The organism is Moorena sp. SIO2C4, from assembly GCF_010672485.1.
GTDB lineage: Bacteria > Cyanobacteriota > Cyanobacteriia > Cyanobacteriales > Coleofasciculaceae > Moorena > Moorena producens.
Genome location: NZ_JAAHGN010000448.1, coordinates 1 through 5,847, shown reverse-complemented (window position 1 = coordinate 5,847; position 5,847 = coordinate 1). Strand labels below are relative to the sequence as shown.

Annotated in this window: 3 protein-coding genes; all 3 read right to left on the bottom strand. The window is 46.0% G+C overall.

The genetic code is table 11. The features are described 5' to 3' along the window. Positions 1-447 precede the first annotated feature (447 nt). Positions 448-2,868: a sucrose synthase gene (locus F6K20_RS21535; RefSeq protein WP_008185619.1), complete on the bottom strand. Its 2,421-nt coding sequence runs from the start codon at positions 2,866-2,868 to the stop codon at positions 448-450. Positions 2,869-2,906: 38 nt separating this feature from the next. Further along, a complete protein-coding gene (locus tag F6K20_RS21530; protein WP_154659831.1) occupies positions 2,907-3,062 on the bottom strand; it encodes a hypothetical protein in 156 nt (51 codons plus the stop codon). Between the two features lie 298 nt (positions 3,063-3,360). Beyond that, positions 3,361-5,607: an amylo-alpha-1,6-glucosidase gene (locus F6K20_RS21525; RefSeq protein WP_008185616.1), complete on the bottom strand. Its 2,247-nt coding sequence runs from the start codon at positions 5,605-5,607 to the stop codon at positions 3,361-3,363. Positions 5,608-5,847: the final 240 nt, after the last annotated feature.

Here is a 5,847-nt window from a genome sequence, read left to right as displayed (position 1 = left end):
TAATAACTAGTAATTTCTATAACTAGTAATTTCTAGAATCAGCCTCCATGATTGCACGGGTTTTGTGCAACTGAGATCGGGAGTAAAGTTTGTCGGACTTAGTCCCGCTTCCGCGAAGGGCAATGTTGGTTGTAAAGGCTGGTTGGGCTAGCAGCAGATTTTTCCCTCACCTTAACTACTAGCGGCAGGGCTACGAACTGGCGGTCATTCGTAGCTGTCGTAACCATTACAACGAGCGGACTAATGTCCATCGTGGTGCATCTTAGCTAGTAAATTCCCGATTAACCGGAAATTACCAGGGAATTAACTAAGAGTGAGTTCTTATTAGCTTAAAATCAGTAGAATTTGAAGGCTTTTAAGCATTACTTTAGAAACAGTCAGCTCAACCATTCAGTTGTGATGCTTTCTGCTCCCCCTCCTCACTTTTTTATAGCCCATAATCTCTGATTAACGCGACCTATGCTTGGCTAGTAAGTTTGTCGCTCTGGGTTTGTAAATCAGATAGAACAAAGCTTCTAGGTAGCGCAGCAGAGCTTCTCGGCTTTCTTTAGAGGTTTCGCTCCAGAATCCGTAAATTTTTGCGAGTGAGAGCAGCTGTTTGGTATGCAACTGCCAATTGTATTTATCCCGAACTCGCTTGATACCTGCTTGAGAAATTTTCTGCCAGTAGTCAGGGGTGTGTTCGCACTTTGAAATAAATTGCTGAATTTTTTCGGCAGTATCTTGCAAGTCTGTGGGATTAATGAGAAACCCATTATCGCCGTTTTGAATAATCTCTGATGGTCCACCAAATTGAGTAGCAAATGTTGGTAAACCGGAGATCATGGCTTCTAAAACCGTTAGACCAAAGGCTTCAAAGCGAGCAGGATGGACTAAAAATCCCCCCAAATCAGCAATCACTCGGTAGGATTCACCGATATCAGGGGTGGTCAGACGTAGTCCGATCCATCGAATTTTGCCATGAAGATTGTATTGCTTAATTAGCTGGTTAAGCTTCTCGATTTCCCCTTTCTCTTCTGGATCAGTGGCGTCCTCAACCCTGACATGGCTAGTAATTAAAATTAGGTTGCACTTTTGCTGAAGTTCTTTTGAACTGGCAAAGCATTCCACTAAGCCACTCAGATTTTTGATTGAGGTTAGGGGCGCAATACTCAGAATCGGGCGCTGGTTAGGACTGTTGAGATAGCCGACAATTTCGGGGTCTTCCTTGCTCAACAGCAAGTCTTTAACCCGTTCACTGTCGTGGGCAATCCGGTCTGATGTCTGGGTGTAGGGAAAGAAAATGTTTTCGTTGACCCCTGGTGGTACCACATTAAATTTGGGGCTGAATAACTCAATCCCATTCACCACATGATACAGTTCGGGCATACTGAAACACTTGTAAGACTCGTAGTAGCCTACACTCTCTGGTGTTCCCACAAGCTCCTCATAGGTACTGGTCAGAATGAAATCCGCTGAATTCATCGCAATTAAATCAGCGGTGAATTGTATGGAGAAGTTGTATTGGGACTCAAAGTCTTTCCAGTAGAGGTCACTAAACAGATATTTAGGCTTTTCCATGGTGTGGGCAATACTGCCATGGATAGCGTTTAGGCGTCTCGCCAGCAGAAACGCAACTAAACTTCCATCGGAATAGTTTCCGATAATTAAGTCTGGACTACCCTGGAATTCTTCTAGCAGCGCTTTTTCTGAATCTAAGGCAAAGGATTCGAGATAGGGCCAGATCTCAAATTTGGAAATCCAGTTTTGAGTGACTTTTGGGTTAAATTCCTGGAAAGGAACCCGTAAAATCCAACCGTTGCTGGTGCCTTGGATTTTTTCTAGGCGTAGATTGCACTGGGTACCTTCACAGTTGGGAATTAGGCGAGTCAGAACGATCACCTTTGGTTCGACCCCCAGAACGTCAAGACCTGAGAGTTTAATATTGTTTTGGATTGTTTGTTCCAGGCTACGGGCTTGGTCGATGACGTATGCCACTTGACCAGCGGTGTCGGGAAGACCCAAGACTCCTTCTTGACCAACCCAGCCATGAACGGAAACCAGAACAACCCGAAAGATTAGGGGAATACGAGAAATAAAGGCTTCGAGGACTGCATGATCAGGAGCGTCCATTAACCGCTCAAGCAGTTCTAGGGTTTCGCGCACTCGACCAGCAGTGTTACCCCAACCTGCTTCAAAACCGAGAACTTGAAGCTCGAAGCGAAACTTTTCATAGGGGGTGTGAGCTGGTAGCTCTCCCACTAATGTTAGTGCTTCCTTAAGCTTTTCAAAGAGTTGAGTAGTTGAGTCAATCCGGTTATTGAGCAGTAATGGTGTGTGGTCGTAGTGGTGCGCTTGTAAGTTTTTCAACAGCTCCTCTAGCCACTGCTCAGAGTCAGCAAATAATTGGCTAGATAGGTAACGGTTAAGAAACTCCAGCCCATTGCCAATCTTTCTCGGGTCACGAATTGTAGGAGTATTTTTGTAAAACGGACCAACATCAATTTCTAGCAGACCCCCTTTTTCTGGGAAGTAGCGCTTAACCCAGCGATCGCGTAAGCTCAGTAACTCCTCCACTGGCATTGGTTCAAAACTGGTCAAATCCGCTGCTAGCCGATAGATTTCTTGAGAAGCAACCCTTGTCCGCAAGAGAAGCCAAAGGTTTTTCTCTTCCAGAATAATTTCGTGGGTATAGTTCAGTAGTTCGGCGATAGAGGAAGTTCTTTTAAAGTAAGCAGGCTTGTCATGAGTAGTGCAGTAATTATCAAACGCTTGCAGAATCTGATTCCTTAGAAAGTACCGCTCTTGTTCAGATCGCAGTTGACTGATAAACTGACGCAAATCGGCTTTCTCGTTACTTTGGAGAACAGCTCGTAACAAACTAGACATAGTAACTTAGCGTGTCTTGTCCATGGTGGGTCTGTAACCTACTCCCGCTCTAGCCCTTGGCTAGCAGGGAGTAGGATTGTCGTGGGAGATTGGCTCACTCCTTGGGATCTTCTGGCAGTGGGGCAATAGCTTACCCCACTATCTTGATTGGAATTAGGGCGGGGTGTGCCAAGCTTTAAGTAAGCAACCGCCATATTTACATGATTCCCCTAGATCGACAAGGCAGTTGGAAAATACATGGAAACAATTAAGCTTTTAATTTTGATTAAAATTTCAGCAGGATAAATAACCTACACTCAAACACCCTGAACAATAGGTTTCAACTCCCACGCACTAATGGTCAAGACAGCTTGCCGATCATCATAACTGGGCAAGTATAAAGGCAGTGCGTGGGAGATCAGCGCTTAGTGGTCAGGGTCAATTCTATGAAAGCCTTACCACTGTCACGCCGGACAAATTTATAGCCCTATGCTTTGTCCTTTCCCTTTGCCATTAACTGGAGCTTTGGATCACAACCGTGAGGTTACCGGAATTTTTGACCACTTTACAGGTGGTGGTTGTATCAGATCGTTCCAATTGCAAGTCTAGCACCGTTGAGCCAATCCGCAAGTTACGAACTAAGAGTTGATTGATAAAATTTGGTAAAGTTGGTCGGAAAATACGTAAATTTTTTCCTGGAGCATCCGGTCGCAAATTCACCATCATTTGCAGCAGTTGGAAAATGCTGCCAGTTGCCCAGGCTTGGAGAGGACAGGCTCCTGGATACTTTACCGGAGAGCTGTTGGAAGTGCGCTGGTAACCAGAGAATAGTTCTGGAGGACGATAGTAGGGTTGCTCAACTGTCATGTCAATCATGCCTTGGGCAATTTTTAAGGCTTGATCGACTTGATTTAGCGTACGCAATCCTACCGCAATCAAGGAATTTTCGTGGGGCCAGACTGATCCCACGTGATAGCTGATCGGGTTGTAAGCGGCGGATTGATTACTAAGGGTACGAATCCCCCAACCATTGAACATATCTGGTGCTAACAGTCGCTTTGCTACACTAGCTGCTTTTTCTGGGGTAAAAATGCCCAAAGACAAGCAATGACCAGGATTGGAGGTTATGCTATCTACGAGTTTTCCTTGTCCATCTAGTGCTAAGGCACAGAAGTCTAGGTCCTCTAGCCAAAAATCCTGGTTGAAGCGTTGCTTGAGTTCCTTGGCTTGGTTTTCCCAACGCTCGGCTAAATCAATTCGCTGCTTGATCCTGGCCAGATGGCTGAGTCTAGTTTTAGCACCATAGACATAAGCTTGGACTTCGCATAATGCGATCGCTCCCGTTGCTAGGGAACCATCACGAGTGACCATGGAATCACCGGAATCCTTCCACCCTTGATTACGCAAACCTTTTTTGGACTGGCGCTGATAACAGAGATAGCCGTTTTGCTGAGATTGACGATCAATCCAATCCATGGCCGCCAAAGCATGGGGCCAGAGCTGGTCTCGGGTAGTTGTGTCATTGGTCCAAGCATAGTAATCGGCATAGAGCATCAGCCAGAGTGGGGTAGCATCAACTGTACCGTAGTAGGGAGTGTGAGGAATTTCCCGACAGCGAGCCAATTCCCCAACCCGGAGTTCATGCAAAATCTTACCCGGTTGCTCATCCCGCAATGGGTTATCCTCTTGGCCTTGGTACTGGGCTAAAATTTCCAGAGTCCCTTTGGGGATGGTAGGGTCAAGAATTAAGGTTTGTGAGGCAGCAATTATGGAATCTCGGCCAAACAAGGTGGAAAACCGAGGTACTCCTGCGGAAAGAACTGTGCAGCCATTAATAGTCTGCCTTAGTAAAAAGATGTCTCGTATTGCCCGAGAAATCACTTGGTTAAGGGTTTCATTATCACAGCTAATGTGAGTTACCCGTTTATACCATTCCTGGTTTTGGAGTAAGTTAGCGGTCTTAGCTTGTTCAAGGGTGGCTGGAATTTTAGCTGTAGTGATTCGCGCTTTGTGGGTGAGCAGTTCCAGTCGATAGCCTAAGGTTTCAGTAGCGCCAGGCTTGAGGCACAAGTCCCAAACCCCTGTGTTCCCTTTGTAGGTGTCTGGGAGACGGTGAGTAAAGTCGATCTGAGATTCAATCAGGGAGTTATCCAGTCCCTGGTAAGCTAGGTTGATGGTATCGGTGTTGAACTCACTTAGGGTTAACAGCGTCTCTAAATCGATATCAGGCGGTAGTAAATGCAGCAGAGTTCCCCGCTGCTGTCGCTGATGACCCCTGACTTCAAACCAGTCTTTAAAATCGGCATCAAAACTGAGGCTGACGCTGAAGCTAAGGGGTTGAGTGTCGTAATTGGTGATTACAATTTCTTCCCATAAGCCACCATGGAGGGCTAGCTGCCGCTGAATGCCTAGGGTTTTTGGGGGAAGATTAGGTGAACGGGGATTGCAACACATCACCGATAGGACAAATCCTTCCTCAGCACTGCTACTCAGGGGAATGGGCAGTTGCCCTTCAATTTGTAACTCTAAGCGAGAGAGAAAGCGGGTATCTTGACAAAATAACCCGGTTGTGCTATTATTTTCGTTTTCTAAGTTCCCCGAAATATTCCCTAGGGTATCTGTGATTAAAAACAGGTCATCTACTTTGAGAGGAAGGGTTGGTAGAGGTTGGTTTGTGGTGAGCCGAGGCCATTCGGTCATCGACAACTGCTCGGTAGGAAGGTATCGTCTACCATCTCGTTCGATAATCTGTAGATCCATAAAATCAGCCCTGGGGCTTTGGGTTTAACTAGTGGTGGACGCTTGGGGGATGTCATAAGTCTCTCTCTACCACTGTTGTCAGGGTGGGGAGACATGGACATTACCCAAGTTAATTATCAATTTTTTTGGACAGGTCGAGGATTCAAGATTTAGTAAAGGGAACAGGGAGTAGGGAGTAGGGAGTAGAGAGTAGGGAGTAGGGAGTAGGGAGTAGGGAGTAGGGAACAAACATTCTCTCAA

Excerpts from the sequence above, each read along its gene's own strand:
- F6K20_RS21530 (WP_154659831.1), bottom strand. The coding sequence starts at position 3,062 with ATGGCGGTTGCTTACTTAAAGCTTGGCACACCCCGCCCTAATTCCAAT.
- F6K20_RS21535 (WP_008185619.1), bottom strand. The coding sequence starts at position 2,868 with ATGTCTAGTTTGTTACGAGCTGTTCTCCAAAGTAACGAGAAAGCCGAT.
- F6K20_RS21525 (WP_008185616.1), bottom strand. The coding sequence starts at position 5,607 with ATGGATCTACAGATTATCGAACGAGATGGTAGACGATACCTTCCTACC.